The organism is Achromobacter xylosoxidans, assembly GCF_002192695.1.
GTDB classification, from domain to species: Bacteria; Pseudomonadota; Gammaproteobacteria; order Burkholderiales; family Burkholderiaceae_B; genus Achromobacter; species Achromobacter xylosoxidans_C.
Genome location: NZ_MTLG01000088.1, coordinates 1 through 25,104, shown reverse-complemented (window position 1 = coordinate 25,104; position 25,104 = coordinate 1). Strand labels below are relative to the sequence as shown.

The window sequence follows — 25,104 nt, the reverse complement described above, 5'->3', positions numbered from 1 at the left end:
CGGCGCCTGCCTGTCAGGCGTAACGGCGCAGCGCGGCGGCCAAGGTATCGGTGTCGAGCGCGCGGTCGAAGTTGGCGGCGTGGCGGGCCTTCAGGCTCAGCTCCGCGGCCAGCATCAATTCCGCGTCGGATGGCTCGGCGGCCGCGCCCAGTTCGCGCAAGGTCGTGGGCAAGCCCACTTGTTCATACCAGCGGGTCAGTTCGGCCAGCATGCTGTCCGTCCGGTTTTCCAGGTCCAGCTGCACCAGCAGGCCGACGGCCACCTGCAGGCCGTGCGGCGCGCTCGCCACGCCGCTGATCTTGGGCAGCCCGCGCGTCAGCGCGTGGGCGATGGACAGGCCGCCGCTTTCGAAACCGAGGCCGCTCATGAGGATCATCGCTTCCACCACGCGTTCGAAGGCCGGCGTGGGCTGGCCGCTGCCGGCAACCGCCACGGCCTGCGCGCCGTCGGCCAGCAGGGTGCGCAGGCAGCCGTCGGCGATGAACTGGGCGGTGAGGGGCGGCGCGCCGTCATACATGTTCTTGCCGCCGTTGCGGGCGCACTGCTCGGCCTCGAACTTCTTCGAGACCGCATCGCCCAGGCCGGCGCGGAAGAAGTGCGCCGGCGCGGTGGCGATGACGGCCGTGTCCACCAGCACGAGGGTGGGGTTGAACAGCATGTGCTCCACCGCCAGGAGATTGTGATGGGCGTCGTACAGGACGTAGTTCTTGCTGGTTGGCGCGTCGTTGGAGGCAACGGTGGGCACGGTGATGAGATGGCAGTGCGAGGACTTGGCCACCGCCTTGCCCGCGTCCAGCGACTTGCCGCCGCCCACCGCGATCACCATGTCTATGCCGGCCGGCGCGGCCTGCGCGCGCAACTGCGTGATCACGGCCGGCGTCAGGTCGCCTTCGACGATCAGCGGTATCAGCGACACGTTTTGCGCCGCGCACAATGCTTCGATTCTTGGCCCCAGCACGCCATGCACGTAGCTGTCTATGACCAGGGCGGCCCGGCGGCCGAACAGGGCGGCGTACTGGCCCAGGGTGTCCAGGGCGCCGGCGCCCTGGATGTAGCGGCAGGGCGCGCCAAAAATCTTCAGCATGGGTTGTTCCTATTTGCGGGCAGCGGGAGGGCGGTAGTCCAGTTCCTTTTCGCGCTCGACCAGCCAGTCGATCATGATCTTGCCGCCCCAGACCAGGTCGGCCTGGATGGCTTGCCTGGCGGCTTCGGAGTCGCGCGCTTCCAGGGCTTCCAGCACGGCCTCGTGGCGGTGCTCGTTCTGCGAGTAATCCAACCCCGAGGTCTTGACGTGGAACACCTTGAGGATGGGGCCGGTGATCACCCAGAACGATTCCACCGTGGCGCGCAGGATGGGCTTGTTGCTGGCTTCCAGGATGGCGAAGTGGAACTTGCGGTTCAGGTAGCTGGCGCGCTTGGGATCGCTGGAAGTGCAGGAGATGAAATCCCGTTGCAGCGCGATCAGGTTGTCCAGCTGCTTGCGCGTGATGTTCTGGGCGGCCTCGGCCGCGCCCATGCCTTCCAGGTGGAAACGGATTTGCTGGATTTCGCGCAGTTTTTCCGAATTGACGTAAGGCACGTAGACCGCGGTGGCCGCCTGCATTTCCAGGCCCTGCTCGCTGATCAGCCGGAAGATCGCTTCGCGCACGGGCGTGATGGAGACGCCCATTTCCTGGGCCAGTTCGCCAATGATCAGGCGTTCGCCGGGTTCGTACTGCCCATTGATCAGGGCATTGCGGATTTCGTTGTAGACCCTGACGGAGAGGTTCTCTTTCTTTACCGGTTTGAGGCTGGACATGACAGGGCTCAGGCTTGCTGTATTGATGGGGGCGGGTGGATTCGGGATGAATTCTATCCCGCCATGGCAAATTCGAGCGCGATGGGTATATTATATATCATATATCCTAACAGCGAAAAGGAAGCGCCATGAGCAGTGACAGGGAGGCCCCTACCGAAGGGGAGGTCGGGATGCTGCGGGAAAAGGCCCGCCACATCCGGCTGGAGACCATCAGGCTGATCGAAATCGCCAAGGTCGGGCATTACAGCTCGGTGTTCTCGTGCGCGGAAATCTTCGCCGCGCTGTACTACGACGTGATGCGCATGCGGCCGGGCGAACCGCAGTGGCCCGACCGCGACCGCTTCCTGATGGGCAAGGGCCATGCCGCCGTGGGCCTCTTTCCGGTGCTGGCCGACCACGGCTTCATAGACCGCGAATTGCTGGACGGCTACACCCGCCTGGGCAGTCCGCTGGGCGACCATCCCGACATGAGCAAGGTGCCGGGCGTGGATTTCAGCTCGGGTTCCATCGGCCACGCGCTGTCCAATGGCGTGGGCATGGCGGTGGGCGGACGCATGAGCGGACGCGACTTCAACGTGTTCGTGCTGCTGGGCGATGGTGAAATGCAGGAAGGCCAGGTCTGGGAGGCCGCGCTGTTCGCCGCGCACAACCGTCTGTCGCGTCTGGTCGCCATCGTCGACCGCAACGGCTACCAGCTGGACGGCAAGGTCGATGAGGTCATGGGCGTGGAGTCGTTGAAGGAAAAATGGCAGGCCTTCGGCTGGGAAGTGCATGAAGTGGACGGCCACAACCTGGCGGAGCTGACCGCCTTGCTGCGCCGCCTGCGCGCGGACGAGGCGCGCGCCAAGCCGGCCTGCGTGATCGCCAAGACCATCAAGGGCAAAGGCGTGTCCTATATGGAAACCGAGCCGGGCTGGCACCTGGGCTACCTGGCGCCGCAAGACGCGCAAAGCGCCGTCGACGAAATCCTTTCCCGCGAGATCTGAATGGCACAGGCACAAGTCCTCTCTCCCGACTCCTGGCAGTACCGCGCCCTGAACGCGGTGAATCCCGGGCTGTCGTATCTTTCCGACGCGCTGATTGAATTGGCGCAGGCGGGACATCCCGTGGTGGCAGGCTCGGCCGACCTGCAGTATTCCAACGGCCTGAACCGCTTTGCGCAGGCCTATCCCGACCGCTACATCCAGTTCGGCATTTCCGAGCAGAACATGGTGTCGGCCGCCGCTGGGCTGGCGACCACGGGCATGATGCCTTTCGTCGCGACCTTCGCGTCCTTCCTGGGCCTCTTGTGCTGCGAACAGATCCGTATGGACGTGGCCTATACCAAACTGCCGGTGCGCCTGATCGGCCACCATACCGGCATCAGCCTGGGCTTTTACGGCACCTCGCACCACGCCACGGAAGACATTTCGACGATGCGCGCTCTGGCCGGCCTGACGGTGGTCTCGCCCGCCGACGGTCCGCAGCTGGCGTCCGCCATCAAGGCTTCGGCGGATTGGCCCGAACCGGTCTACTTCCGCATCGGCCGCGGCCGCGACCCACAGGTCTATGAAGACGGCACGCCTTTCGAATTCGGCCGCGCCATCGTCCATTCCAGCGGTTCGGACCTGAACATCATCGCCTGCGGCATCACCTTGCACGCGGCCCTGGCCGCGGCCGAGCAACTGCGCGGCGAGGGCCTGTCGGTGGGCGTGATCGACATGCCCACCATCAAGCCCCTGGACCGCGACGCCGTGCTGGCCGCCGCGGGCAAATCCCGCCAGCTGATGACGGTGGAAGAGCACAACGTGCTGGGCGGACTGGGTTCGGCCGTGGCCGAGGTCCTGGCGGACGCGGGCACGGGCACGCGCCTGCGCCGCCACGGCATCTACGATGAATACAGCCTGATCGCGCCGCCCACCACCCTGTATGCGCACTACAAGCTGGACGCCGCCGGCATCGCCGAGGTCGCGCGCGCCACGCTCCAGCCCTGAAACACGGAGACAAGCATGAAGGAAATCACCGGAACCACGCGCCTGTTCGGCATCCTGGCCGATCCCATCCACCACGTGAAGACGCCGCAGCGCATGAACGAGCATTTCGCCGCCATCGGTTTCGACGGCGTGTGCGTGCCGTTCCATGCCCGGCCGGACAACCTGGCGGAAGTGGTGGCAGGCCTGCGGCGCCTGGAGAACCTGGGCGGCGTCATCGTTACCGTTCCGCACAAGACCGCCATCCTGGACCTGGTGGACGACGCCACTCCCGTGGCGCGCAAGATCGGCGCGGCCAACGTGGTGCGGCGCGAGGCCGACGGCAGGCTGGTGGCGCACATGCTGGACGGCGAAGGCTTCGTGCGCGGCCTGCGGAGCGCGGGCGTGTCGCCGGAGGGCAAGAGCGCCTACTTGGCGGGCGCGGGCGGCGCGGCCAATGCCATAGGCTTCGCGCTGGTGCAGGCCGGCGTGTCGCGGCTGACCATCGCCAACCGCACGACGGCCAAGGCCGAAGACCTCAAGGCGCGCATCCTGTCGCTGCATCCCGGCGCCCGGATCGACGTGGGCACGGCTGACCCCTCGGGGCATGATCTGGTGGTCAACGGCACCTCGCTGGGCATGAAGCCGGACGACGCGCTGCCGCTGGACGCCAGCCGCCTGACGCCCGATCAGCTGGTCTGCGAAGTCATCATGCAGCCCAAGGACACCGCCTTGCTGCTGGCGGCGCAGGCCCGCGGCTGCAAGGTGCATTACGGCGCGCCGATGCTGGCCTGCCAGATCGAGCTGATGGCGCAGATGCTGGGCGTGGCAGCGGACCAGCCGGCCGGCACAGGACGCTGACCCGCATGAGCGACTACGACTTCATCATCGCCGGGGGCGGCACGGCGGGCTGCATCCTGGCCAACCGCCTGAGCGCCGACGGCAAGCATCGCGTGCTGATGCTGGAGGCCGGCCACGAAGCCCGCAGCATGTGGATCTCCATTCCGGCGGGTTTTTCCAAGCTGCTGGTGAATCCGGAATACAACTGGCGATTCGCCACCGAGCCGGAAGACAACGTCCATGGCCGCACCATCGCCGTGCCGCGCGGCAAGGGCCTGGGCGGCTCGACCTTGATAAACGGCATGATCTACGTCCGCGGCCAGCCGCAGGATTACGACGGCTGGGAGGCGGCCGGCGCCACCGGCTGGGGCTACAACCAGGCCGAGCGCGTCTTCCGCAAGATCGAATGCTATGAACCCGGCGATGGCAGCCGCGGCAAGAACGGCCCCATGCATCTGGAAGAGGTGGCCGAACGCTTTCCCATCGCAGATGCCTTCTTGCGGGCGGCGCAGGAAGACGGGCAGCCCTTGAACCCCGATTACAACGGTGGCAGCCAGGAAGGCGTGGGCTACTACCAGGTGCTGCAGCACCGGGGCAGGCGCTGGAGCGTAGTGGAAGGCTACCTGAAACCGGCCGCCGGCCGCAAGAATCTCAGCGTGGAATGCGGCGCGCACGTGACGCGGCTGGTGTTCGAGGGCAAGCGCTGCGTGGGCGTGGCCTACCGCAAGAACGGGCAGGAACACATCGTGCGCGCGCGGCGCGAGACGCTGCTGTGCATGGGCGCGGTGCAGTCGCCGCAGTTGCTGGAGTTGTCCGGCATCGGCAACCCGGCCTTGCTGCAATCGTTCGGCATTGCGCCGGTGCTGGCGCAGCCGCAGGTGGGGGAGAACTACATCGACCACTTTGCCACGCGCATGAACTGGCGGGTGAAGGACACGGTGACGTTGAACGAGATGTCGCGCGGCTGGCGCCTGGCGCAGCAGGTGGCGCGCTACTACGCCAGCCACAAGGGCATCCTGACCCTGGGCACGGGGCTGGTGCACGGCTTCGTGAAAAGCGCGCCGGACCTGCCCGCGCCCGACATGCAGTACTTCTTCGTGCACGCCAGCTACGCCAACGCGGCCGAACGCATCCTGGACCGGCATCCGGGCATGACGATAGGCGTGGCGCAGCTGCGGCCCGAATCGGTCGGATCCATCCACATCAAGTCGGCGGACCCGCAGGCCGGGCCCGCGATCCGCCCCAACTTTCTGTCCGCCCAGGTGGACCGCGACAGCCTGGTGGGCGGCATGCAAGTGGCCCGGCGCATCGTCGGCCAGCCGGCCATGCGGCGTTACGTGGAATCCGAGATCAGCCCAGGCGCGGCGGTGGACAGCTACGACGAATGGCTGGACTTCGCGCGGCGCAATGGGCAGACCATCTACCACCCGATAGGCACTTGCCGCATGGGTTCGGACCCCGCCGCCGTCACCGACGTGCGGCTGCGCGTGAACGGCTTGTCAGGCCTGCGCGTGGTGGATGCCTCGGTGATGCCGAAGATGGTCTCCGGCAACACCCAGGCCGCCGTCATGATGGTGGCCGAGCGCGGCGCGGAGATGATCCTGGAGGATGCGGCGCGAGCGTAGCCGCGCCTGGCTTGGACAAAGGCGCACGGAGCCAATTGGTCCGTGCGCCTTTGCCCCTCAGCGGATGAGGAATCCGGCGCCAACGGGGTCGTTCTTGTCGATCACCCAGCGCGCCGTGCCCAGGATGCTGGCCGTGCCCTTGACCGTTGGGCGCACGGCGCGGGTGCCGTTCAGATCGACTTCACCCAGCAGGCAGCCCTCGAACACGCCGCTGCCCAGCAGGCCTTCCGACTTGATCGGCTGGTTCAGGCCCATCTTGCCGCGCGCCTCGAACATGGCCATCATCGCGCTGGTGCCGGTGCCGCCGGGCGAACGGTCCAGCTGGCCGGCGCTGAACACGTGCACGTTCTTGTAGAACGCGCCCTCGATGGTCGGCTGGTGCCAGAAGGTGATGAAGTTCAGGTTGTTGATGTGGGCCTCGGTCGGATGCTGGATGCGTTGGCGGGCGTTGAGCTGGTCGCGCACGAGCAGGCCCATGCGCGACAGCTCCGTGCCGTTGTCCGGCGAAATGCGCAGGTCGCAGCCGGACAGGTCGACGATGCCGAAGTAGTTGCCGCCCCAGACGATGTCGGCGGACAGCTTGCCGTAGCCCGGAAGCTCCACCGGGATGTCCTGCGCGGCCACGTAGGCGGGCACGTTCTCGAAGCGGGTCCACAGCACGTTGTCGCCTTCGGACGCCACTTCCGACACCACCAGGCCGGCGGTGGTCTCAAAGCGGATCTTGGTGATGCCGTCCTTGCCGCGCGGCACCAGGCCGTGGGCCACCATGGCCATGCTGACCGCGATGGTGCCGTGGCCGCACATGTGCGAATACTCGGTGCCGTCGATGTAGATCAGACCGGCGTCGAACTCCGGGCTGGACGGCGGGGTCAGGAACACGCCGAACATGTCCTTGTGGCCGCGCGGCTCGCGCATCAGCGCCTTGCGCAGCCAGTCGTAGTTCTGTTCAAGGAAGGCGCGCTTCTCCAGGATGGTGGAGCCGGCGGGGTAGGGGATGCCGCTATGCACGATGCACAGGGGCTCGCCTTCGGTATGGGTATAGATGACATCGAACGCGTCTTGCTTGCGCATGACTGTGGCTCCAGACAAGTAAGGTAGGGAAAAGTTATTTGCCGCGTTCGGACAGCATGTCCAGCCCGACGGTCAAATCCAGGATGACGATGGCGATCACCGCAACCACGATCGTGGCGCCCGATACGGCTGCGATGGTCGGATCTATCGTGTATTGCACGTAGTTGAAGAGCTTCACGGGGATGGTGTTGAGGTCCGCCGTGGTGTTGAAAATGGATAGCTCCACGTTGATCCACGAAGAGATGAAGGCGAAGATCGAACCGGTGACGATGCCCGGCCGGATCTGCGGCAGCACCACCAGGAAGAAGGTCGTCCAGGGATTCGCGCCCAGGTCCGCCGAAGCTTCCTCCAGCGCGCGCTGCTCCGGCGTCAGCAAGGTCAGCGTGGAACGCAGCACGAAGGGCGCAATGATGACGATGTGCCCGATCAGCAGCGACAGGAAGCTGCGCGTCAGGCCGAAGTACGCGCCGTACTGCAACAGCGCCGCGCCCAGCACGATGTGGGGCAGCACCAGCGGCGACATCAGCACCGAGGTCAGCGCGGCCTTGCCCGGGAACTCGTAGCGCGCCACAGCCAGCGCAGCCGGCACCGTCAGCAGCACGGCCGCGGCCGTGGCGGCCAGGGCCAGCACCGTGCTGGTCGTGAACGCCGCGACATAGCCGGCTTCGATCAGCAGGGTGCGGTACCAGTCCAGCGTGAAGCCCTTGGGCGGAAACGCCAGGTAAGGCGTGGCCGTGAACGAGGAACCCAGGATCACCACCAGCGGCAGGGCCAGGTAGGCCAGCACGCCCAGGGCGATCAGGCGGATCAGGTTGCGGGCGATCATCGCGCGGCTCCCGGCAGGACGGCGGCGCGGTTGGCCAGCGCCACCAATATCAAGGTGAACACCAGCAGCACCATGCTCAGCGCGCCGCCGTAGTGGAAGTCGAACACCGTGCTGTACTGCTGGAAGATCAGCATGGACAGCACTGACACGCGCCCGCCGGATAGCAGGGCCGGCGTCACGTAGGCGCTGACCGCCAGCGTGAAGACCATGATGGCGCCCGACACCACGCCAGGCAGCGTCAGCGGCCAGGTGATGTGGAAGAAGGTGGCTGCGGGGCTGGCGCCCAGGTCGGCCGAGGCCTGCTCGCAGGCCGGATCGACCCGCGCCAGCGCATTGCCCACCGCCAGCACCACGAAGGGCAGCAGCACGTAGACCATGCCGATCAGGATGCCCAGCTCGGTGCCGATGAAGCGCACCGGGCGATCGGCGGCGCCCACGCCCACCAGCGCCTGGTTGACCAGGCCGTTGCGGCCCAGCAGCACCATCCAGCCGAAGGCGCGCACGATGTTGCTGGTGAACAGCGGCACCACCAGCAGGATGACGCAGAAGCGCCGCCAGGCCTGCCAGCGCACCACCCGCACCAGATACCAGGCCAGCGGATAGCCCAGGAGCACGCAGGCGACGGTAGTGAAGAACGCCAGCCGGAAGGTCACCAGGATCACGTCCCAGTGGTACTGGTCGCCCAGCACGCGCAAGTATTGCTGCGGGGTGAGGCTCAGGCCGTCAGGCCCGCCGGTGATGCTGGCCAGCGCCACCACCGCCAGCGGCGCCAGGAAGAAGGCCGCGAAGAACAGCACGGGAGCCGCCAGCAGCAGGCAGGGCGAACGCCAGGCGCGCATGCTCATGGCTGTTCACCGATCAGGTGCAGGTGTTCCGGCGCGAATGCCAGGCGCGCCGTGGCGCCCGGGCCCAGGCCGGACGGCGCGATGCCGCCGTGGCGCGCCACCAGGACCTGTCCGCCGATGTCCACGTGGATCATGCAATGGCTGCCCACGTTGATGACGTCGGTGACCGTGCCGCTCAGGGCCGTGGCCGCCGCTGCATCGGCCAGGCGCAGGTCCTCGGGCCGTAGTACCGCGACGCCGCGCGCGGGCACGGTCTTGCCGGGGAGCGGCACGCGCAGCCCCTGGGCATCCATCAGCACCGCATCGCCGTCGATGGCCGTGAACGGCATGAGGTTGGCATCGCCGATGAACTCCGCCACGAAGCGCGTGGCGGGATGCCGGTAGATGTCGGTCCCGCCGCCCACCTGTTCGATCTTGCCCGCATGCATGACGACCACCCGGTCGGCCATGGTCATGGCTTCTTCCTGGTCGTGCGTGACGAAGATGAAGGCGATGCCCAGCTTGGCCTGCAGGTGCTTGAGCTCCAGCTGCATGCGCTTGCGCAGCTTCAGGTCCAAGGCCGACAGCGGTTCGTCCAGCAACAGCAGCTTGGGCTGGTTCACGATGGCGCGCGCCAACGCCACGCGCTGCTGCTGGCCGCCGGACATTTCGCGCGGATAGCGCGGGCCGAAGTCCGCCAGGCCCACCATGTCCAGCGCGGCGCGCGCCCGTCCGGCCGCTTCCTGCTTCGACGCGCCCTGGCGCCGCGGACCGTAGGCCACGTTTTCCAGCACGCTCATGTGGGGAAACAGCGCGTAGTTCTGGAACACGGTATTCAGCGGCCGCTGGTGCGCGGCCAGGCGGCTGATGTCCTGGCCTTCGATCAGGATGCGGCCGGATTCGGGCCTGAGGAATCCGGCGATCGAGCGCAACAGGGTGGTCTTGCCGCAACCGCTGGGACCGAGCAGGGCCACGAACTCTCCCTGCTGGATCTCCAGGTCGATGCGGTCCAGCGCCTGGTAGGCGCCAAAGCGCATCGACACGCCTTCGATGGTGAGCAAAGCGGACATGTTCTATCCCTAGCGCTTGCGGGCAACCTGGCGGTTCCAGGCGTCCGTGACCTCGGCGCGGCGGCTGTTGATGAGGTTCCAGTCGAACAGGCTCAGGTTCTTGACCGAGCCGTCCGCGCCCCAGGGCAGTTTGCGGGCCACGTCTTTGGACACCTGCACGTCCTTGACGGCGGGCCCCAGGTACAGGCGCGTGGCCAGGCAGGCGGCGGCATCCGGCGTGAGCGCGGTGTCGATGAACTTCTGCGCGGCGGCCTTGTTCGGCGCGTTCTTCACCAGATGCAGGCGCGCATCCGTGGCCCAGGCGCCTTCCTTGGGCACGGCGAAGCCGATGGGCAGGCCCTTGTCGATCAAGTCCCAGGCGCCCACGTTGAAGTGCGCGCCGATGATGGCCTCGCCGCTCTGGTAGGCGTTGGTGGCGGCGCCCGAACTGTCGAAGAACAGTGCGGTGTCCAGCGACGCCAGCTTGGCGTACAGCGGCGCCAGATTGGACGGGTCGACGGAGAACACCCGCGCCAGGAAGAAGATGAACGGCACGCCCGACGAGTTCGCCGGCGAGGGAATGGCGACGGCGCCCGCGTACTCGGGCTTCCACAGGTCCTTCCAGCTGGTGGGCGGTTGCGGCACTTCCTTGGTGTTGTAGGCGATGCCCAGCGAGTAGTAGCCGGTGCTGACGGCGTAGGCGCCAGCGCCGTTGCGGTACACGCCCTGGTCGATGACGTTCTTCAGGTTGGGGATGCCGGCGGGATCCAGCGCGTCCAGCACGCCCGCTTCGGCGGCCAGTTCGCTGATGCCGCCGTCCATCCAGGCCACGTCTATGGTGGGCGCGCCCTTCTGCTGTTGCAGCTTGGCCAGCGTGGTGGTGGACGTGCCGACTTCCGGCACCACGGCCACGCCAGTCGCCTTGGTGTAGGGCTCGGCCACGCAGGCGCGGAACGCGTCGCCCCAGTTGCCGCCGTACCAGGCGACCGTGATCTTCTGCTGCTGGGCCAGCGCCTGGCCTGCGAGCAGCAGGCCGGTTCCCAGCAAGGCGGCGCGGATCGCGCTGCGGGTAGGTGTTGCCATGTCGGATTCCCCTTGTCGATTTATCGGCCCGTTGCGACTGCGCCGGCGGGCGCGGCAGCACGGTGCCATAGATGCATCTTGGGCGATCCCCGGGAAAACCAGCTTGAAGGCCTGGGACAAAAACTTGAATAATTGCGACATGGAAACCGCTACACCCGCCGCGGCGCCGTCTTTCTCCTATGACGACGAGTTCAGCGGCCTGCCCCAGGGGAAACCCGCACTGACCGTAGGCATCGTGCTGCTGGACCAGTTCACGCTGGCCGCCTTTGCCGGATTGGTGGACGTGTTGCGGCTGGCGGGCGACCACGGCGGACGCAGCCGCCAGATCCATACCGCCTGGCGCGTCATGAGCTGGGACGGCAAACCGCGCTGCTGCAGCGCGGGCCTGACCATAGATGTGGCCGACGGCCTGCCCGAGGACCCGAGCCAGTTCGACTATGTGGCGGTTTGCGGCGGCAACGACTACTTCAACGGCCGCCTGCCCGAACCTTTGCGCGACTGGCTGCGGCTGGCGGCGGCGCAGCGCGTGCGGCTGCTGGGCATATGCACTGGCACCTTCGCGCTGGCGCAGGCGGACGTCATCGGGCCGCGCACGGTCTGCGTGCACTGGAACGTCCTGGACACCTTCCGCGAGCGCTTTCCGCAAGCCCGCGCGGTGGTGGACCGACTGTTCGTGGACGAAGGCGACCTGATTTCCTGCGCCGGCTCCACGGCTGCAATCGACCTGGCGCTGTACCTGGTGGCCCGCCATTGCGGGCGCGACAAGGCGCAGCAGGCGATGCGGCACATGATGCTGCAAGGCGTGCGCCCGGGGCGCGTGCCGCAAGCGCACTTCCACACGGATCTGTCGGGCATCCAGGACCTGCGCGTGCGCCAAGCTGCGCACTTCATCGAGCAGCGCATTGACAACCCGCCGCCGCTGGACGCGATTGCGCGCTACGTCGGCGTGGGGCGCAGGCAGCTGGAACGCGCATTTCGCCTGGCGACGGGCATGTCGCCCATGGCGTTCCAGCGGCAGTTGCGGCTGGAATACGGCAGTTGGCTGCTCTTGAACAATCCCAGCAGCATCACGCAGATCGCGCTGGATTGCGGCTTTGCCGACGGCGCGCATTTCTCGCGCGACTTCCGCGCGCATTTCGGCCAGTCGCCGCGCCAGTATCAGCAGGCCGCGGATCGCGACAGCGGCGTCAGCGTGTTTCCCGCCTAGGGCCTGAGCACGGCTCGTTCCGGAGCAGGCAGGTCGCAGGCGTATCAACGGAAGGAGACGACATGACCTATGACCTTTGGTACTGGGACGGCATACCCGGGCGCGGCGAGTTCGTGCGCCTGGCCCTGGAGGCTGGCGGCATCCCCTATCGCGAATGCGCGCGCCAGCCGGGCGCGGATGAAGGCACGCTGGTCGCGGACCTGAGCGCGGAGCGCAAGCATCCGCCGTTCGCGCCGCCCTATCTGGTGGCGGGCAAGATGACGCTGGCGCAGACCGCCAACATCCTGCTGTTCCTGGGCGAAAAGCATGGCTTGGCGCCGGACTCGCTGGAAGGGCGGCTGTGGGTGAACCAACTGCAACTCACCATCGCCGACATGGTGGCCGAAGCGCACGACACGCATCATCCAATATCCGCCAGCGAGTACTACGAAGACCAGAAGGTCGAGGCCGCGCGCCGCGCGCGCTGCTTCCGCGTAGAGCGCATGCCCAAGTTCCTGGGCTACTTCGAACGCGTGCTGGACGGGCCGCAGGCTTGGCTGGCGGGCGGCAAGCGCTGGACCTATGTGGACCTGTCCATGTTCCACCTGGTTGACGGCTTGCTGTATGCCTTTCCGAAACGCATGGCGACGCTGGCGGTGCGCTATCCCAAGGTCATGGCGCTGCATGCGCGCGTGGCGGCGTTGGCGGAATTGCAGCCGTATTTTGAAAGCGGCAGGCGCCTGCCTTTCGGGGAGGGAATATTTCGCCAATATCGCGAATTGGATGCGGCTTGAGTCCGGATAAACCCTGGTGTTGCTGAATGCCGATTTTCTTGATGGGTCTCTTGAAAATCTTGAGACCCGCTCATTTTTAAGATTAAATATTTGCAAATTGTTTAATAAATATTTCCATTTGTCTCGCGGCAGATAGGTCGAACGGCATCAGGCCACCCGGGGGTCCGGGTAGGAGACGTCACGATGAAATGGATTTCCTTAAGCCAACTGCTGCGCGTGGAGCGCGGCATGCAGAAGGCCGACATGCTTGGGCAGATCGCAGCGATCCATAACGCCCAGGCCGTCATCGAGTTCGACCTGGACGGCCACGTCCTGGCGGCGAACCCGAACTTCCTGACCACCATGGGCTACGCGCTGGACGAGATCGCGGGGCGGCACCACCGCATGTTCGTCGATCCGGCAGAGCGCGCGTCCGCCGCCTACGCGGAATTCTGGAGCCGCTTGCGGCAGGGCGGGCGCGATGCGGGGCGTTACCGCCGCATCCGCAAGGACGGCGGCGACGTCTGGCTGCAAGCCTCCTACAACCCGATCTACGACCGCCATGATCGCTTGATCAAAGTGGTCAAGTACGCCGTGGACATCACCGCGCAGCAGCAGCGGCAGGCGGACGTGGAAGGCCAGCTTGCGGCGATCTCCAAGGTCCAGGCCATCATCGAGTTCGAACTCGACGGCACCATCATCCGTGCCAACGATCTGTTCCTGGGCGCGGTGGGTTACCGCGCGGACGAGATCCTGGGGCGGCACCACAGCATGTTCGTCCCGCCGGAAGAGGCGCGCGGCGCGGCGTACCAGGAGTTCTGGCGCAGGCTGCGCAACGGCGAGCATGACACCGGCCAATACCTGCGCATCGGCAAGGGCGGCCGCCAAGTCTGGATCGAAGCCAGCTACAACCCGATCTTCGATGCCGAAGGCCGGCCGGTCAAGGTCGTCAAGTACGCCACCGACATCACGCGGCGCTTTACCGCCGCCCAGACGCTGCGCGTCGCGGTCCAGGGCCTGACCGAAAACGCCGAGCGCGCGGGCCAGGCCAATACGTTGGCGCTGGACGCCTGTCGCGTGGCGGAACAGGGCGGCCATACCGTGCAGGAAGTGGTGCAGACCATGGGCGGCATCACCCAGAGTTCGCGCCGCATCTCCGAAATCATCGGGGTCATGGACGGCATTGCTTTCCAGACCAACATCCTGGCGCTGAACGCCGCGGTCGAGGCTGCGCGCGCTGGCGCTCACGGCAAGGGGTTCGCGGTGGTCGCGGCCGAGGTGCGCAGCCTGGCGCAGAACAGCGCCGCGGCGGCCAAGGAAATCAAGAACCTGATTACTTCCTCGGTGCAGCAGGTCGAGAGCGGCGCGCGCCAGGTGCAGTCGGCCGGCACGACCATGGACGACATCGTGGCCTCGTCGCGCCGCGTGACTGAAATCATGGCGGAAGTGGTGGAGGTGTCGCTGGCCCAATCCGCCAGGCTCGGCGAGGTCACCGAGGACATCACGCAGCGGGCCGGCGAGCCCGCGCGCGCCGCGTCGCCCACCGCCCCGGTCAGGCCCGTGGCGCCAGCCCTGCGGGCCAGGCCGGCCGCCAATGGACCCTTGCAGCCGCAGGCCGAACGGCAATACGTGCGCTACTGAGCCGGCGCCGCCGGCCCGATGCGCTATAAAGACGGTATTGATCTGAACCCGCAGGCCCGGGCAGGAACCATCCGCCCGGGCCGCGCCATTTGCAGCCACCGTCCATGACCGAATCCGAAGCACTGGCTCTCGCCTCGCACCGCCATTACAAGGGCGGCCTCTACCTCTATGTGGGCACCGCCCGCCACTCCGAAACCGAGGAGTCCCTGGTCGTCTACGAACACCTGTGGCCGCACGAGCGCGGCCTGTGGGTGCGTCCGGCGGACATGTTCTTCGGCCAGTTGCCCGATGGCGCGCCGCGCTTTGCGCCCTTGCGGCCGGCGGAGTAAGGCTGTGACGTACTTCTATCGCCGGCCGCGCGCGAGCGGTGCCTCTCCCGTCCGGGCGGCGGGCGGCAAGGCGGGCGCGGAGGCCCTGGCCGCGGCGCTGCAGGCATTGCGCGGCCCGTTCATCGTGGCCGACCTGGAAACCACCGGCCTGTCCACCGCGACCTGCGAGATCCTGGAGTTCGCGGCGGTGCGCGTGGGCGAGGCGGGGGCGCTGGAGCGCGAGTACACGCAAGTCGTGCGTACCCGCGGTCCGGTGCCGTCCTTCATCAGCCGGCTTACCGGCATCACGCAGGCGGAAGTCGACCGCGATGGCGTGCCGGTGGTGCAGGCGTTTTCCTCCTTCCTGGATTTCGTGGAAGACCTGCCTGTGTTTTTCCACAATGCGTCGTTCGACCGGCGCTTCCTGGGTGCGGCGGCGGACCAGACCGGCCTGCCATTCGCCAATTCCACCCATTGCACCCTGGCGCTGGCGCGGCGCGCCTGGCCGGAGCTGCCCTCGCACAAGCTGGAGATCCTGGCGCGCCATGTGGGCGCTTCCGATCCCACCCACCGCGCGCTGGCCGACGTGCGCACGACCGTGGCGGTGGCGCTGGCCGCCAGTTCCCGCCTGGCCGCGGGCCAGGAGTAGCCATGTCCGACCTGGAACAGATCCGGCTGGCCGTGCGCCGCTTTACTGAAGAGCGGGAGTGGCAGCCGTTTCATACGCCCAAGAACCTGGCGATGGCGCTGGCCGGAGAGGCGGGCGAACTCGTGTCCCTGTTCCAATGGCTGAGCGAGGCCGAGTCGCGCCAGATGCCGCCGGAAAAGCTGGCCGAGGTCGCGGACGAAATCGCCGATGTGCAGATGTACCTGGTGGCCCTGGCCGACCAGCTCGGCATCGATATCGCCGACGCGGTCGCGGGCAAGATGGTCAAGAATGCGCGGAAGTATCCGGCGGACCGTTTTCGCGGCAGCGCGCGCAAGTATGACGATCCGCCCGAGCAGGCCTGACTCGCGCGCGCCGCGGCCAGGCCGGCCGCGTCAGATCACCTTTTGTTCGTGATGCACTTGGGGCGGTTCGACGAAAAAGCCCGCCACCAGCTTGCGCCATTCCTGGAAATCGCCGGATTCGCGGAAATCGACCATGTGGTTCTCGACGGTTTCCCAGTCCACCACCAGCGTATAGCGCTGCGGCTGCTCGATGCTGCGGTACAGCTCCATGCCGTGGCAGCCGCGGGCCCGCAAGAACAGCGGTTTCGCCTGCGCGACGCCCGCCTCGAACAGCGCTTCCTGTCCTTCGCGGACATGGATGCTGGCAATCTCCTGGATCATGGTCTGGTCTCCAAACAGATGAGGCCGGGTAGCGCCCGGCCGGCCGCCGTAGTATCGCTGAAAATTCCGGACGCGGCGCGTACCGGCCGCTACCGCTTCGGTTGTGCGCGCTAGGGAACTTGCCTGAGCCGACCGCCCGGCTTCCCATCCATAAAGTTGAATCCGGGCGCGCGTGTCGCGGATCCAGCGCGTTTCTCCTCGTCCATACGCACGGGCGTCGCGCAAGATTGCCGCAAATCTGGCCGATTGTTTTACAGCTGGGGATCGTCCATCGGGACCCGGTCGCCCGTTTAGCCGATATCGACTTACCTAGGACGGCGCAATCATTCCGTACCAATACGAAAGTCCCACGCCTTTCGTCATTGTCCAGGCGTGGCGCTGAGCGGTAACGGTCCGCGCCGGTCGGTCGCCGGTAATCGTGAATCCGTGCATGCACGGAGCAGGAGGAGCTGAAATGAAAAAGCTCATGGCAGTCGCCGCGTTGTCCTTGTTCGCTGTCTCGGCCTATGCGGACCCCGGTGGATCAATTACCGGCCACGCCGGCGCAATCAATGGCACCGCATCATCCATCTCCACGGGCAGTTCCGTGGCCGCTACCCAGATCAACGGCTATGGCTCTTCCACCCAGGTGTCGTTCGGCATGACGGGCGGCGTTGCGGAAGTGGGTGGGAGCTTCAGCCGCGATGGCACGCAAGTCGTCACCAGCACGCGCCAGTACGCCAACAGCGATTCGTACGGCCATGTTTCGGGCAATGCGCCCATCATGGTGGGCGACAGCATCGCCAACGGCGGCGCCACCTTCGCCAAGACGGATACCAGCGCTTCGGCGACGGGTTCGTTCCATGCGGTGAATGTGGGGGCGTTCGGGTCGATACACGGCATCGGCCCGGTGGGCCATGTCGGCGGTTTCAATCACTGACCCAGTTATCCGGACGGCTTCGGCCGTCCGGGCGAGGGGACATCATGAAGACCATAGTGCTTGCCATTTCCCTGTCGCTGGCGGCGGTGTCCGCCAGCGCCCAGACCAGCAGTTCCAGCGCGACGACATCGGCGTCCTCGGGATCGACCAACGCCGGCAACAATCAGGGCATTACGCTCAACTCCAACAACAGCGGGTCCAGCACGCTGCGTAGCGTGCCGCCGCTGGGCGGACAAAGTTTCTACGGTTCTTTCTCGTCCGACAGCTGCATGGTTTCGGCGGGCGGGGGGGGCGCCGTGGTCGGCTTCGGCATGAACATCGCGATCCCGATCGAGGACCAGAAGTGCAGTCTGCGGCGCAATTTCGAACGCACCATGCAGGCGGCCGCCTCGACCAGGGACGCGGATCGCTCGCGCCGCCTGGAAACCGCGGCCATCGATATCCTGTGCCAGACCGACGACCGCACCAAGGCGGCGCTGGTGGCGCAGGGACTGTGCACCAATCCTGCGCTGACGACGGCGGATCACCGCTTCGACAGCAATGCGGTGGCGCAGGTGGCGCCGCCTGCCGGCGGCCCGGTCCTGGCCGACCGGCCTGCGCCGCCTGCGCCTCCCGCGCCCGAGGCGCAAGCCTATCCGGTGCGCAGTGTGCAGAGCGCCGCGCTGGCGTCGCCGCCGCTGCGCAACCGGACCTATACCGATCTGTACACGCCGGGCTGAGGCTGGGGCCCGCTCGTCCCGGCGGGGCGGGACGAGGGAGGGACGAGATTCAGGATTGGGCGGGCGGTGGGACGGCGAGGGGAGCCGCCGCCGGCTGCGGGGCCGAAGCCAGCAGCATGGTGGGAGGCGACGATACCTCCAGGCCGGCGTCGTGCAGGCGCTTGAGCAGGGTGAACAGCAGGGCGCTCCGCACGCCGTAGGCCGCGCGGGGCGAGGACACGTAGCCCTTGGCATTGAAGATCAGATGGCCGCCGTCGATGCCATCCAGGAACACATTGGGGGCGGGCGTGTCCAGCACGTCCTCATGATCCGAGAAGGCCTGCAGGATCAATTCGCGCACCTGCTCAGCATCGGTGGACAGGGGCAAGGGCAGCTTGATCTGCACCAGCCCCAACGGATTCGAACGGGTCACGTTGCGCACGGTCTTGGTGACGAACTCCGAATTCGGCACGATCACCGTGGAGCGGTCGCCCATCTGGATTTCCGTGGCGCGCACGTTGATGCGCAGGATGTCGCCTTCGACGCCGCCCAGCGACACCCAGTCGCCCACCTTGACGGGGCGTTCCGCCAGCAGGATCAGGCCGGACACGAAGTTCTGCACCACCGCCTGCAAGCCAAAACCGATACCCACCGACAGCGCGCTTGCGATCCACGCCACGCGTTCCAGGCCTATGCCCGCGGCCGACAGCGACAGCGCCACCGCGATCACGAAACCGGCATAGCCGAACAGCGTGGCGGCCGACAGCTGCATGCCCGGATCCAGCTCGGTCGTGGGCAGATAGCGGTTGGACAACCAGCGCTTGAGCATCTTCACGGCCAGCAGCGACAGCCCCAGCACCATCAGCGCCTGCAGCACCGCGCCTGGGCGGATCTGGGCTTCGCCGATGGCGAGTCCCTTGCGCAATTGGTCAAAGCGCTGCAGCAGGTCCATCGGCGCCTCGCCGAAGGGCGCCGCCAAGAGAATCACGGCCAGCAGGCCGACCGCCACGCGGCCCACGCCCGACAGCAGCACGGCCGCCTGGTCGCGCATGCTGGGCGCTTCGTGCTCGCCGCCGTCGCGGTGCGAGGTGCCCAGCAGCGTGCTGAAGCCATCCTCGATCAGCGTCGACAACAGGTATGCCGAGGCCAGCACGATCAGCACCCACAGCACCTGCTTGACCATGAAGCTGCCGAACGCCACATAGCCCGCCAGCAGGCTGGCCAGGCTGAGGATCAACACGGTCCACACCGCGCCCAGCAGCAGCGACACCCAGAACGGGATCGGCGTCTCGCTTTCCTGCATGGCCTGGCGCCGCAGCCGGCGGCTGATGGCCAGCACCGCGCCCAGCGTCGCCATGGTCAGGACCGCGACGATGCCGGTCAGCGTGATGGTGGTGGTCAGGCTGGCGTTCAACAGCACCGGCAGGCGTTCGGCCAGCCAGATCATCACCACCAGCACGCCCAGCACGCCAGGCAACCAGCGCAGCCGCGTCGCCACAATGTCGCTGACGGGGGGCAGGCGCCACGACGGCCGGTTGGCGGACAGGAGCGCATAGCCCAGGCCGGACACGTAGCCGCCGAAGCAGACCGTCCCCACCAGGTTCGCGAGCAGCGACGAGGTGTTGTCGCTCAGCTGCGAATTCCAGTCCAGTCCCATGTGGATCAACAGCGCGACCACGCCCGGCGTGGCGACGGCCAGGACCACATGCGTGACCGCCAGAAACGAGCGGCGCAGGCGTCCCGGCGGCACGCGAGTGGCGGTTATCCGCAGCAGCACCCGGCCGATGGCGACGCGCAAGGCGATCGTCAGCGCGATCGCCGCGCCCAATAGCAACCAGCCCCATTTCGGCGTCTGTCCGACCGCGGTCGCGAGGTCGTCGCGCAGCGCCTCCAGGCGTTCCAGGTCGCGCGGGAACTCCTCGCGGAACTCGGTCCAGAACTGGTCGGACAGGAAGGAATCGCGCCGCTCGCCCAGGCGCGCCTGGAATTGCTTGCGCCGCTGCGCCGATATCTGCTCGGCCGTTTGCCCTGCATCCACGGACAGCAGCCTGGCCAGTTTGATCTGCGCATCCAGCGCCCGGCTGGTCTTGTCGAGCTGCATGCGTTGAGCGGCGACGTCGGACGCTTCCTTGACGCCTTCGGGCGGCGTGCCCAGTTCGCTCAACCGGGCCGTCACGCTGGCCAGCTGAGGCGTCAGGGCCTCGGCGGCGGCATCGGCCTTGGACTGGATGTCCAGCGCATCGCCGCGCTGTTTTACCAAGGTGGCGTCATCGGTCTCGTCGGCGACCCGCTTGCGGATGTCGTCGATCTGCTTGCGCGCGGTCGCCAGCGCCGCTTCGGTGTCGGCGGGCGTGGGCGGCGCCGCCGCGTGGGCGGGCAACAGGAAAAGTACCAGCAGCAGCGCCGCGATCAGCGCCACGAAAACGGGCGCGCGCGAGGGCCGGGGCCGCGCGGGCAGGGCAATGGAAGTCTGTGTCATATTCTGGGGCGAGTCGCTCGCATTCGAGGCGGGAGCATAGCGCGCCGGCGCCCTGGCTGTTGCAACAAAAACGAGCGCCATGGCCCTATTTTTTTTGATCGGGCCAATCGCCGGAGCGGCAGCGCGGGCCAGGGGTAGAAATAGGGCCGGATAGGCGATGCGCCGCCTCTGGCGGGTCGATGCGTGACAGGCGTCCGCAAACCCTGTTTACGTGGTCAACGTTTGGATTCAACTCAGACAGGGCGGGCGCCGCGTGCGGCGCGCTGCTTCGGCTTGCCGAGCACGGCATCGCACACCTCCAGCCAGGCGCGGGCGGCATAGGACAGATAACCGGACTGCTGCCAGATATGGCCGACTTCCCACTGCAGGCCGGACTTGGCCAGCTTCGCGGTGCTCAGGCCGCGAGTCTTCATGCGCAGCATCAGCGGTTCGGGCAGCAAGGCCACGCCCAGGCCCGCCGAGGCCATCGCCACCAGGAAATCCCAATGCGCGCTCTGGGCCGCGATGCCGGGCTGCAAGCCGGCCTCGGCAAAAGCCTGCCGCAGGCGGCGGGTCATGGCGAAGTCGTCCGTGGGTATCAAGAGGCGCGCATCGCGCAGGGCGGACAGCGGCAGCGAGGTCTTGCCGGCCCAGGGCGCGTCGGGCGGGCCTATCACCCAGATCGGGTAGCTGCCGAAGCGCTGGGCCGCCAGGCCGCCGTCCGGCGCGATCGGCAGTATGGTCGCGCCCACTTCCAGCTCGCCGCTCGCGACCAGTCCTTCCACGGCTTGGCCGGTGCCTTCGCGCAGGGTCAGGTGGATGCCGGGATGCAGTTCGCGGAAGCGCTTGACCACCGGCGTGAACAGCAGATTGATCATGGGCGGGATGCCGACTTCCAGCGCGCCCCGGCGCAGGTCCGCGGTCTGGCGCAGTTCTTCCGACAGCTGGCGCATCGTTTCCAGCACCTGCAAGCCGCGCTGGTACATGATCCGGCCGGTATCGGTGGGGCGGGCCGTGTGGCCGTCGCGGATCAAGAGCGGCGTGCCGGCTTCTTCCTCGAGCTGGCGAATCATCTTGCTTACCGTCGACTGCGTCACGAACAGCACCTTGGCCGCCTGCGTGAAGCTGGCATGCCTGACGGTTTCGACGAAGTACCGCAGTGCGCGCACGTCCATGGACCGGGATTCCCCTGCGCGTTGCGCGCAAAACGTTCAAACGATGAAAAAAGCGACTGATTTGGATGATTTTAAGTCATTACGAGATTTGAGCCGGCCTTCCTATACTGCCGAAAATTCGTTCCCGGGCCGTCTCGAGTCGGCCCGGGAACCTTGGGAAACGCCGCGTCAGACGGCGCCTGGGCGCACGGCGGCAACGCCGCGCCCCGCCGCACGTAGGCCCTTGAATCTGGAGACACCATGCATCTCGACCGTATCCGCCACCCTGGGCTGCGCGCCAAGATCACTTCCGCCGATCAGGCGGCTTTGCTGGTAAAGGACGGCATGACCGTCGGAATGAGCGGCTTCACCCGCGCGGGCGACTGTAAGTCGGTGCCGGCGGCGTTGGCGGCCCGCGCCGAGCGCGAACCGCTCTCCATCACCTTGATCACCGGCGCGTCGCTGGGCCATGACACGGACAAGATGCTGGCGCAAGCCAATGCGCTCGCGCGCCGCATGCCGTTCCAGGTCGACACCACCCTGCGCCGCAAGATCAACCAGGGCGAAATCGCCTTCATCGACCAGCACCTGTCCGAAACCGTCGAGCAACTGCGCGCGGGCCATATCGGCCCCATCAACGTGGCCATCATCGAGGCCGCCGCCATCACCGAGACCGGCGCCATCGTGCCGACCATGTCGGTGGGCAACTCTGCCTCCTTTGCGCAGCAGGCGGAAGTCATCATCATCGAACTGAACATGGGCGTGCCCGCCGCCATCGAGGGCCTGCACGATATCTACGTGCCCGAAGCCCGCCCGGCGCGCCAGCCCATCGGCCTGGTTTCCCCCGACCAGCGCATCGGCCAGTCCTGCATAGCGGTGGATCCGGCCAAGATCGTCGCCATCGTCATCACGCAGGAGCCGGACAGCCCGTCCAACGCCTTGCCGCCCGACGAGGAAACCAATGCCATCGCCGGCCACATCAATGACTTCCTGCGCCGCGAGGTCGACGCCGGCCGCCTGACCAATGAGTTGCTGCCCTTGCAGGCCGGCATCGGCACCATCGCCAACGCGGTGCTGCACGGCTTCGAGTCATCCAGCTTCGAAAACCTGACGATGTACTCCGAAGTGCTGCAGGACAGCGCCATCGAACTGCTGGACCAGGGTAAGCTCGCGTTCGCATCGGCCTCTTCGATCACGGTATCCAAGCCGGTGTACGAAAAGATCCTGGCCAACATGGAGCACTACCGCGAACGCATCGTGCTGCGCCCGCAAGAGATCAGCAATGCGCCCGAGATCGTGCGCCGCCTGGGAATCATCGCCATCAATACGGCGCTGGAGTTCGACATCTACGGCAACGTCAATTCCACGCACGTGGGCGGCACGCACATGATGAACGGCATCGGCGGCTCGGGCGATTTCGCGCGCAATGCGCACCTGGCGATCTTCGTGTCCAAGTCCATGGCCAAGAATGGCGACATCTCCAGCGTGGTGCCCATGGTGTCCCATGTCGACCACACCGAGCACGACGTGGACGTGCTGGTCACGGAATGCGGTTTGGCGGACCTGCGCGGCCTGGCGCCGCGCGAACGCGCGCGCGCGGTCATCCAGAATTGTGTGCACCCGTCCTACTGCGACGCTCTGCAGGACTATTTCGACCGGGCCTGCGAGCGCGGCGGCCACACGCCGCATCTGCTCGAAGAAGCATTCTCCTGGCACCAGCGTTTCAACGAAACCGATACGATGCGGCTGGCCAACCCGGCGGCGCGCAAGGTGGCCTGAGATTCGCCAGAACGTGTGACTGCCGCCGCCGCGGCGCCTGCCGGCTCTTGCGTGCGTAGCGCGTTCCGGCTTGCGGATCATGGTTTCCGCTGGCGCCGCGATTGGGTAGAGGTAAGGCAGCAGACGCTGCTTTACCTTTTTTTTGCCTGGCCTTTCTTGGCGGGACCGGACTTGGGTGCGCTCAGGTTTTCGCGCGACATCTCGAGCTCGTCCCGCAACCACTGCTTCAATTCCACCAGCGGCGCCCAGTCGCGCAGGCTGGGCCGGTACACCAGGTGATAGGTCTGCGCCTGCTCGTACTCGATGCTGATGGGGGATATCTGCACCAGCCGGCCCGAACACAGCGCGTCGGCGGCCAGCAATTGGCGGCCCAGGGTGATGCCCAATCCCTGCTCGGCGGCCTGCATCATCATGCCGGCATCGTTGAAGGAAGCCACGGGCGTGATGGGCGTGTTCAGGCCGGCGGCGTTGAACCAGGTTTGCCAGAGTTCGCGCTCGCCCAGCAAAGGTTGGCGCGCGAGCGTCTGCGGCGAATGATCGGGGAGCGCCGCCGCGGTTTCCGGCGACGCCAGGACGATCAGGGGCAGGGGCGTATCGAACAAGGTCTCCGATTCCACGCCCGGCCAGGGGCCGCGCCCAAAACGCAGCGCGGCGTGAAAGCCGTCGCGCAACAGATCCACCACTTGCTGCGAGGTCTCGATTTCCAGCGTCAGGCCTGGATTGCGCTCGCGCCACCGCGCCATGCGCGGCAACAACCAGCGTTGCGCGAAAGAGGGCAGTACCGACACGCGCAAACGCTGCTCGCTGCCGGAGGCCGCGGCCGATGCGGCCATCGTGCCTTCATCCAGTAGCGCCATGGCGCCCTGCACACTGCACAAGAGCGCTGCGCCCGCCGAATTCAGGACAATGCCCCGGCCGCTGCGCTCAAACAGGGGAAAGCCCAGCTGGGTTTCCAGCACCTTGATTTGTTGGCTGACGGCGCTGTGGGTCAGGTGCAGCCGTTCGGCCGCCGCGCGCAGATTCTGCAGTTCGGCCACGGCGCGGAAGGCGGGGAGGGTACTGAGTGGCAGGCGCATGGCTCGGACCAGAGGTGAAGATTGGTCATCATAGCTTACCGATAACCCCAAAACAATTCGATTTTCAGCGGGACATTGGGCGACTACGCTTACCAAAGTGCATCAATACCTGGAGCCCATCATGTCTGCACAGCTTTGTACCCCGTCTTCGCCGGCCTTGGTCGCCACGTCCAGGGATCGTCAGCAACCTGCAGCCACGCTTGGCGCCGCGCCTGGCGCCGAGCAGGCAGCGCCGCCGCTGCCTGGATTTTTCGCCATGCTTGCGGCAGCCTATCGCAAGCGCCGCAATGAAGCGCGGCAGCGCCATCTGGCCGCAGACCTGGACGAGCACATGCTGCAGGACCTGGGCGCACCCGGATGGCTGATGAATGAAGCCGCGGTCAAGCGCGATCTGGCGCGGCTGCGCGATGTGGACTACCTGCGCTGGTAGGTGGATCCTGCGACCGCTGACTGGCGGCCTGGCATTGCGTCTCTTTCTTGCGGCCCCGCTTCGTATCTATATATAGGTATAGAGGCGGGGCCGCGCGTTCATCGCCGCGCAGCCCGGTCCTCCGCCTATATATGGTGCTGCATCGCACGGAAGAAGAGCGCGGGCGGCTGAAATGTGGAAGGTCCGGCGCGAGGTACGAACAAATAGTTGGCTGCGCCCCAAGACAGGCGGAAAACTTGTGCTATAGTCTCGCTCCTTCGCAGTTCAGACAGTTTTGAACCGCGA

General features: G+C 66.6%; 25 protein-coding genes. 14 read left to right on the top strand and 11 right to left on the bottom strand.

The genetic code is table 11. The features are described 5' to 3' along the window. Nucleotides 1-13 precede the first annotated feature (13 nt). Together BRO63_RS23160 and BRO63_RS23155 are read right to left on the bottom strand one after the other, a co-directional pair. A complete protein-coding gene (locus BRO63_RS23160; protein ID WP_088142062.1) occupies nt 14-1,084 on the bottom strand; it encodes a glycerol dehydrogenase in 1,071 nt (356 codons plus the stop codon). Nucleotides 1,085-1,093: 9 nt separating this feature from the next. Beyond that, a complete protein-coding gene (locus BRO63_RS23155) occupies nt 1,094-1,798 on the bottom strand; it encodes a GntR family transcriptional regulator (RefSeq protein WP_013395472.1) in 705 nt (234 codons plus the stop codon). Nucleotides 1,799-1,926: 128 nt separating this feature from the next. On the opposite strand from BRO63_RS23155, the gene BRO63_RS23150 reads away from it, so the two are divergent. From BRO63_RS23150 to BRO63_RS23135, 4 genes are read left to right on the top strand one after another with little or no spacing between them, the layout of a single operon-like run. Beyond that, nucleotides 1,927-2,784: a transketolase gene (locus BRO63_RS23150; protein WP_088142061.1), complete on the top strand. Its 858-nt coding sequence runs from the start codon at nt 1,927-1,929 to the stop codon at nt 2,782-2,784. Continuing rightward, nucleotides 2,785-3,771 (top strand): transketolase family protein, encoded by a 987-nt coding sequence (locus BRO63_RS23145; RefSeq protein ID WP_088142060.1) that lies wholly within the window; start codon nt 2,785-2,787, stop codon nt 3,769-3,771. It abuts the gene before it with no gap. Between the two features lie 15 nt (nt 3,772-3,786). Beyond that, the gene (locus BRO63_RS23140; protein WP_088142059.1) at nt 3,787-4,608 is read left to right on the top strand and encodes a shikimate dehydrogenase family protein; all 822 of its coding nucleotides are present in this window, start codon (nt 3,787-3,789) and stop codon (nt 4,606-4,608) included. A 5-nt stretch (nt 4,609-4,613) separates the two neighbouring features. Next, nucleotides 4,614-6,212, top strand: a complete 1,599-nt coding sequence (locus BRO63_RS23135) for a GMC family oxidoreductase (RefSeq protein WP_088142058.1) — start codon at nt 4,614-4,616, stop codon at nt 6,210-6,212. A 57-nt stretch (nt 6,213-6,269) separates the two neighbouring features. Here the strand turns inward: BRO63_RS23135 and BRO63_RS23130 are convergent, their stop codons facing one another. From BRO63_RS23130 to BRO63_RS23110, 5 genes are read right to left on the bottom strand one after another with little or no spacing between them, the layout of a single operon-like run. Further along, complete coding sequence (locus BRO63_RS23130; protein WP_088142057.1) at nt 6,270-7,283, bottom strand: proline racemase family protein; 1,014 nt, start codon at nt 7,281-7,283, stop codon at nt 6,270-6,272. Nucleotides 7,284-7,317: 34 nt separating this feature from the next. Continuing rightward, a complete protein-coding gene (locus BRO63_RS23125) occupies nt 7,318-8,109 on the bottom strand; it encodes an ABC transporter permease (RefSeq protein WP_013395466.1) in 792 nt (263 codons plus the stop codon). Then, entirely contained in the window at nt 8,106-8,954 is an 849-nt protein-coding gene (locus BRO63_RS23120) for an ABC transporter permease (RefSeq protein WP_088142056.1), read from the bottom strand. Before BRO63_RS23120 ends, BRO63_RS23125 begins: the two co-directional genes overlap by 4 nt. Beyond that, complete coding sequence (locus tag BRO63_RS23115; protein ID WP_088142055.1) at nt 8,951-10,003, bottom strand: ABC transporter ATP-binding protein; 1,053 nt, start codon at nt 10,001-10,003, stop codon at nt 8,951-8,953. Before BRO63_RS23115 ends, BRO63_RS23120 begins: the two co-directional genes overlap by 4 nt. A 9-nt stretch (nt 10,004-10,012) precedes the next feature. After that, nucleotides 10,013-11,065 carry an ABC transporter substrate-binding protein gene (locus tag BRO63_RS23110; RefSeq protein WP_013395463.1) on the bottom strand — a complete coding sequence of 351 codons (1,053 nt, stop codon included), beginning with the start codon at nt 11,063-11,065 and terminating at the stop codon, nt 10,013-10,015. Nucleotides 11,066-11,204: 139 nt separating this feature from the next. On the opposite strand from BRO63_RS23110, the gene BRO63_RS23105 reads away from it, so the two are divergent. The 6 genes from BRO63_RS23105 (at nt 11,205) to BRO63_RS23080 (ending at nt 15,984) form a co-directional block, all read left to right on the top strand. Further along, entirely contained in the window at nt 11,205-12,272 is a 1,068-nt protein-coding gene (locus tag BRO63_RS23105; RefSeq protein WP_088142054.1) for a GlxA family transcriptional regulator, read from the top strand. A 62-nt stretch (nt 12,273-12,334) separates the two neighbouring features. Next, entirely contained in the window at nt 12,335-13,045 is a 711-nt protein-coding gene (locus tag BRO63_RS23100; protein ID WP_088142053.1) for a glutathione S-transferase, read from the top strand. Between the two features lie 183 nt (nt 13,046-13,228). After that, complete coding sequence (locus tag BRO63_RS23095) at nt 13,229-14,665, top strand: methyl-accepting chemotaxis protein (protein WP_088142052.1); 1,437 nt, start codon at nt 13,229-13,231, stop codon at nt 14,663-14,665. Between the two features lie 104 nt (nt 14,666-14,769). Beyond that, complete coding sequence (locus BRO63_RS23090) at nt 14,770-14,994, top strand: DUF1653 domain-containing protein (RefSeq protein ID WP_013395459.1); 225 nt, start codon at nt 14,770-14,772, stop codon at nt 14,992-14,994. Nucleotides 14,995-15,079: 85 nt separating this feature from the next. Next, entirely contained in the window at nt 15,080-15,622 is a 543-nt protein-coding gene (locus BRO63_RS23085) for a 3'-5' exonuclease (protein ID WP_319946456.1), read from the top strand. A gap of 2 nt (nt 15,623-15,624) precedes the next feature. Beyond that, the gene (locus tag BRO63_RS23080; RefSeq protein WP_088142050.1) at nt 15,625-15,984 is read left to right on the top strand and encodes a nucleotide pyrophosphohydrolase; all 360 of its coding nucleotides are present in this window, start codon (nt 15,625-15,627) and stop codon (nt 15,982-15,984) included. Between the two features lie 30 nt (nt 15,985-16,014). On the opposite strand, the gene BRO63_RS23075 is transcribed toward BRO63_RS23080, so the two are convergent. Continuing rightward, a complete protein-coding gene (locus BRO63_RS23075; protein WP_013395456.1) occupies nt 16,015-16,305 on the bottom strand; it encodes an antibiotic biosynthesis monooxygenase family protein in 291 nt (96 codons plus the stop codon). Between the two features lie 454 nt (nt 16,306-16,759). Here BRO63_RS23075 and BRO63_RS23070 point away from each other — a divergent pair, with 454 nt between their 5' ends. Together BRO63_RS23070 and BRO63_RS23065 are read left to right on the top strand one after the other, a co-directional pair. Continuing rightward, nucleotides 16,760-17,224, top strand: coding sequence for a hypothetical protein (locus BRO63_RS23070; protein ID WP_088142049.1), 465 nt, complete (start codon nt 16,760-16,762; stop codon nt 17,222-17,224). Nucleotides 17,225-17,268: 44 nt separating this feature from the next. Beyond that, the gene (locus BRO63_RS23065) at nt 17,269-17,943 is read left to right on the top strand and encodes a hypothetical protein (RefSeq protein ID WP_088142048.1); all 675 of its coding nucleotides are present in this window, start codon (nt 17,269-17,271) and stop codon (nt 17,941-17,943) included. 49 nt (nt 17,944-17,992) lie between these two features. Here the strand turns inward: BRO63_RS23065 and BRO63_RS23060 are convergent, their stop codons facing one another. Next, on the bottom strand, nt 17,993-20,401 hold the full coding sequence (locus tag BRO63_RS23060; RefSeq protein WP_088142047.1) for a DUF3772 domain-containing protein: 2,409 nt from the start codon (nt 20,399-20,401) through the stop codon (nt 17,993-17,995). Nucleotides 20,402-20,634: 233 nt separating this feature from the next. Beyond that, nucleotides 20,635-21,555 carry a LysR family transcriptional regulator gene (locus tag BRO63_RS23055; protein ID WP_088142046.1) on the bottom strand — a complete coding sequence of 307 codons (921 nt, stop codon included), beginning with the start codon at nt 21,553-21,555 and terminating at the stop codon, nt 20,635-20,637. 240 nt (nt 21,556-21,795) lie between these two features. On the opposite strand from BRO63_RS23055, the gene BRO63_RS23050 reads away from it, so the two are divergent. Further along, nucleotides 21,796-23,313, top strand: coding sequence for an acetyl-CoA hydrolase/transferase family protein (locus BRO63_RS23050; RefSeq protein ID WP_088142045.1), 1,518 nt, complete (start codon nt 21,796-21,798; stop codon nt 23,311-23,313). 131 nt (nt 23,314-23,444) lie between these two features. Here the strand turns inward: BRO63_RS23050 and BRO63_RS23045 are convergent, their stop codons facing one another. Continuing rightward, nucleotides 23,445-24,389: a LysR substrate-binding domain-containing protein gene (locus BRO63_RS23045; protein ID WP_088142044.1), complete on the bottom strand. Its 945-nt coding sequence runs from the start codon at nt 24,387-24,389 to the stop codon at nt 23,445-23,447. Between the two features lie 121 nt (nt 24,390-24,510). Here BRO63_RS23045 and BRO63_RS34555 point away from each other — a divergent pair, with 121 nt between their 5' ends. Then, nucleotides 24,511-24,819, top strand: a complete 309-nt coding sequence (locus BRO63_RS34555) for a hypothetical protein (RefSeq protein ID WP_256943394.1) — start codon at nt 24,511-24,513, stop codon at nt 24,817-24,819. The last annotated feature ends 285 nt before the right edge of the window (nt 24,820-25,104 follow it).

What these genes read in the sequence shown, in the direction of transcription:
- BRO63_RS23070 (WP_088142049.1), top strand. Translation starts at nt 16,760, where the DNA reads ATGAAAAAGCTCATGGCAGTCGCCGCGTTGTCCTTGTTCGCTGTCTCG.
- BRO63_RS23140 (WP_088142059.1), top strand. Translation starts at nt 3,787, where the DNA reads ATGAAGGAAATCACCGGAACCACGCGCCTGTTCGGCATCCTGGCCGAT.
- BRO63_RS23080 (WP_088142050.1), top strand. Translation starts at nt 15,625, where the DNA reads ATGTCCGACCTGGAACAGATCCGGCTGGCCGTGCGCCGCTTTACTGAA.
- BRO63_RS23100 (WP_088142053.1), top strand. Translation starts at nt 12,335, where the DNA reads ATGACCTATGACCTTTGGTACTGGGACGGCATACCCGGGCGCGGCGAG.
- BRO63_RS34555 (WP_256943394.1), top strand. Translation starts at nt 24,511, where the DNA reads ATGTCTGCACAGCTTTGTACCCCGTCTTCGCCGGCCTTGGTCGCCACG.
- BRO63_RS23060 (WP_088142047.1), bottom strand. Translation starts at nt 20,401, where the DNA reads ATGACACAGACTTCCATTGCCCTGCCCGCGCGGCCCCGGCCCTCGCGC.
- BRO63_RS23160 (WP_088142062.1), bottom strand. Translation starts at nt 1,084, where the DNA reads ATGCTGAAGATTTTTGGCGCGCCCTGCCGCTACATCCAGGGCGCCGGC.
- BRO63_RS23125 (WP_013395466.1), bottom strand. Translation starts at nt 8,109, where the DNA reads ATGATCGCCCGCAACCTGATCCGCCTGATCGCCCTGGGCGTGCTGGCC.
- BRO63_RS23110 (WP_013395463.1), bottom strand. Translation starts at nt 11,065, where the DNA reads ATGGCAACACCTACCCGCAGCGCGATCCGCGCCGCCTTGCTGGGAACC.
- BRO63_RS23050 (WP_088142045.1), top strand. Translation starts at nt 21,796, where the DNA reads ATGCATCTCGACCGTATCCGCCACCCTGGGCTGCGCGCCAAGATCACT.
- BRO63_RS23105 (WP_088142054.1), top strand. Translation starts at nt 11,205, where the DNA reads ATGGAAACCGCTACACCCGCCGCGGCGCCGTCTTTCTCCTATGACGAC.
- BRO63_RS23045 (WP_088142044.1), bottom strand. Translation starts at nt 24,389, where the DNA reads ATGCGCCTGCCACTCAGTACCCTCCCCGCCTTCCGCGCCGTGGCCGAA.
- BRO63_RS23115 (WP_088142055.1), bottom strand. Translation starts at nt 10,003, where the DNA reads ATGTCCGCTTTGCTCACCATCGAAGGCGTGTCGATGCGCTTTGGCGCC.
- BRO63_RS23075 (WP_013395456.1), bottom strand. Translation starts at nt 16,305, where the DNA reads ATGATCCAGGAGATTGCCAGCATCCATGTCCGCGAAGGACAGGAAGCG.
- BRO63_RS23095 (WP_088142052.1), top strand. Translation starts at nt 13,229, where the DNA reads ATGAAATGGATTTCCTTAAGCCAACTGCTGCGCGTGGAGCGCGGCATG.
- BRO63_RS23055 (WP_088142046.1), bottom strand. Translation starts at nt 21,555, where the DNA reads ATGGACGTGCGCGCACTGCGGTACTTCGTCGAAACCGTCAGGCATGCC.
- BRO63_RS23090 (WP_013395459.1), top strand. Translation starts at nt 14,770, where the DNA reads ATGACCGAATCCGAAGCACTGGCTCTCGCCTCGCACCGCCATTACAAG.
- BRO63_RS23155 (WP_013395472.1), bottom strand. Translation starts at nt 1,798, where the DNA reads ATGTCCAGCCTCAAACCGGTAAAGAAAGAGAACCTCTCCGTCAGGGTC.
- BRO63_RS23150 (WP_088142061.1), top strand. Translation starts at nt 1,927, where the DNA reads ATGAGCAGTGACAGGGAGGCCCCTACCGAAGGGGAGGTCGGGATGCTG.
- BRO63_RS23120 (WP_088142056.1), bottom strand. Translation starts at nt 8,954, where the DNA reads ATGAGCATGCGCGCCTGGCGTTCGCCCTGCCTGCTGCTGGCGGCTCCC.
- BRO63_RS23130 (WP_088142057.1), bottom strand. Translation starts at nt 7,283, where the DNA reads ATGCGCAAGCAAGACGCGTTCGATGTCATCTATACCCATACCGAAGGC.
- BRO63_RS23065 (WP_088142048.1), top strand. Translation starts at nt 17,269, where the DNA reads ATGAAGACCATAGTGCTTGCCATTTCCCTGTCGCTGGCGGCGGTGTCC.
- BRO63_RS23145 (WP_088142060.1), top strand. Translation starts at nt 2,785, where the DNA reads ATGGCACAGGCACAAGTCCTCTCTCCCGACTCCTGGCAGTACCGCGCC.
- BRO63_RS23135 (WP_088142058.1), top strand. Translation starts at nt 4,614, where the DNA reads ATGAGCGACTACGACTTCATCATCGCCGGGGGCGGCACGGCGGGCTGC.